This window comes from Actinomycetota bacterium (assembly GCA_005774595.1).
Lineage (GTDB): Bacteria > Actinomycetota > Coriobacteriia > Anaerosomatales > D1FN1-002 > D1FN1-002.
In genome coordinates, this window is the sequence record VAUM01000337.1 from 1 (window position 1) to 2,009 (window position 2,009).

A 2,009-nucleotide genomic window follows, 5' to 3' on the forward strand; every position below is an offset into this window, starting at 1 on the left:
GCGGGGTACCCGCGACGCACCAGCTCACCTGCGGCTGCGCGCCCGCTCGTGACGATGCGGTCGGGCAGCCCGGCCTCGCGCGGCGCGAGGCCATCGGTCGCGAACAGCGCGGTGGCGCCCGGCGTGATGGGCGCGTGCTGGTAGCCGACGACCCAGGCGGCCGGGACTGCGCCGCGGACGCCGAACACGAACTGGCGCTCCCACGCGTATCCCTCGTGCGTCAGCACCACGAGCCCCGGGGCAGTGCGCTCCGCGATGCGCGCCGCGATGCGGGCCTGGAGCCGGTTGGCGAACACCTGGCGGCGTGCGTGCTCCTCGTCGATCGCCGCCTGGAGGAGCGCGGTCACGTCATGCCCCTCGAACGCCGCCGCGGCGGCGCGCGGCCGGGCACGAAGCGTCTGCCACGCGACGACGAGCGGATCGCCGAGCCGCAGGAACGCGTGTTCCGGGAGGACGGGTCGGTCGACAGCGCCGGCGGCGGCGCGGTACACGTCCGCGCGCTCCGAGAGCGCGCCGACAACGTTGACGACCCGCCTGTCCCGCGCCGCGAGCCAGCCTGCGAGCCCCCGGAAGTACGGGTCCGAGAAGCCGTCGGCGCCGAACGCGCCGGAGTGTGCCCACGTGCGCAACACCGTCACGTCAGCCCCGCGCGGGAGTGCGCCGAGCCCGCGACGCGAACGCCGCGCCGCCCACATCCTCGCCCACGACGCGAGCACGAAGCCGCAGGCCGCACGGAAGCGCGCGATCGGCGAGGACCCCGCCGGGCACGCGGTGCCGAGCAGCGCATCGAGCGCGCGCGACGAGAACCGGTCGCCGACCGACGCGCCGGTGGAGAACCAGTCCCGGGCCGGCGTCCCCCCGCGCGCCGACGCTGTCGCCCGAAGCGCTCCGGCGATGCGGTCCGGTGTCGCTGCTGAAGGAGAGGCCGTCATGGCTCCCACTGAGGCCTTGCCGCGTCGCGTTCGCGAGCGAAACACGCTCCACGCAGGGAGAACGCAGCCTACTGTTCATTGCATGAACAGTATAGGGACGCCGTCCGCAACCGTCAAAGGCGCGGGCCTTCGGGCTACTGCGCCTCCAGGAAGCGCCCGAACGCCTCGAGGGCACGGCCGACGAAATCCGCGCTGACGTCCCACGCGTGGTAGAGCACCTGGCTCAGGGTCGGCGCCGCGGGATGCAGCAGCCACAGCGCGAACGCGAGCACGGCCGCACCGGAGATCGTGACGATCGTCGCGACGACCGGACGCTCCCGGTACGCGCGGATCCCCGACATGACCAGCGCACCGCGGCGCGTCGGCGCACCCTGGCAGGTGCGGCAGACCGCGGGCATCCCCCGCCCCGCGTGGATCCCCTCGACGAGCGGTCGCGACCGCTCGAGCACGTCCACGAGCAGTTCCCGTCGTGCGTCGCCCATCGCGAGCAGGTCCTCGTGGGTCAGGCAGCACGGCACTATCAAGCCGTTCGACAGCACCCCGAGGATGCGCGTCTCACACGGCTGGGTCCTGCCGGCCGGGCGGAAGTCGCTCAAGCGCCGGCCGTAGATGAAACGCTTCACCTTCACGGCCACGTTGTCCGCGAGATGCAGCGCGTCCTGTCTCACGTAGTGCCGGCCCACCGACGCCAGGTACGCGCGGGTGACGTCCGGGCTCACGCGGAGCGCCGGGACCTCGCGGCCGACGGACTCCACGCAGTCGGTCACGTACGGGGAGAGGTCACGCAGGCTGTTGCGGACCGACGGGTCCCCCGCCTCGATTCCGAGCAGCGCGCGGCCGAGGCGCTGGTACCACGGCATGAAGTTGCACGCGAAGTCGACCGTGACCTTCGTCGGCCCGCCGCGTTCCGCCGCGGCACGCAGGAAGTCGATGACCGTGAGTGCGTACTTCTCGAACGAGACGCCGGTGCCGCGCGACTGGTAGAACTTGTGGCGGCTCGCGGTCTGGAACGAGATCTTCACGTAGTCCGGCTCGGCGTCGAGCAGCCGCTCGATCGTGTCCGGCGAGCGGAACGCC

General features: G+C 72.8%; 1 protein-coding gene. It reads right to left on the minus strand.

Going from position 1 to position 2,009, the window contains the following annotated elements; translation table 11 throughout:
• Nucleotides 1–932 (minus strand): hypothetical protein (locus tag FDZ70_09840; protein TLM69042.1); only part of this gene is annotated, 932 nt, incomplete at its 3' end.
• Between the last annotated feature and the right edge of the window lie 1,077 nt (nucleotides 933–2,009).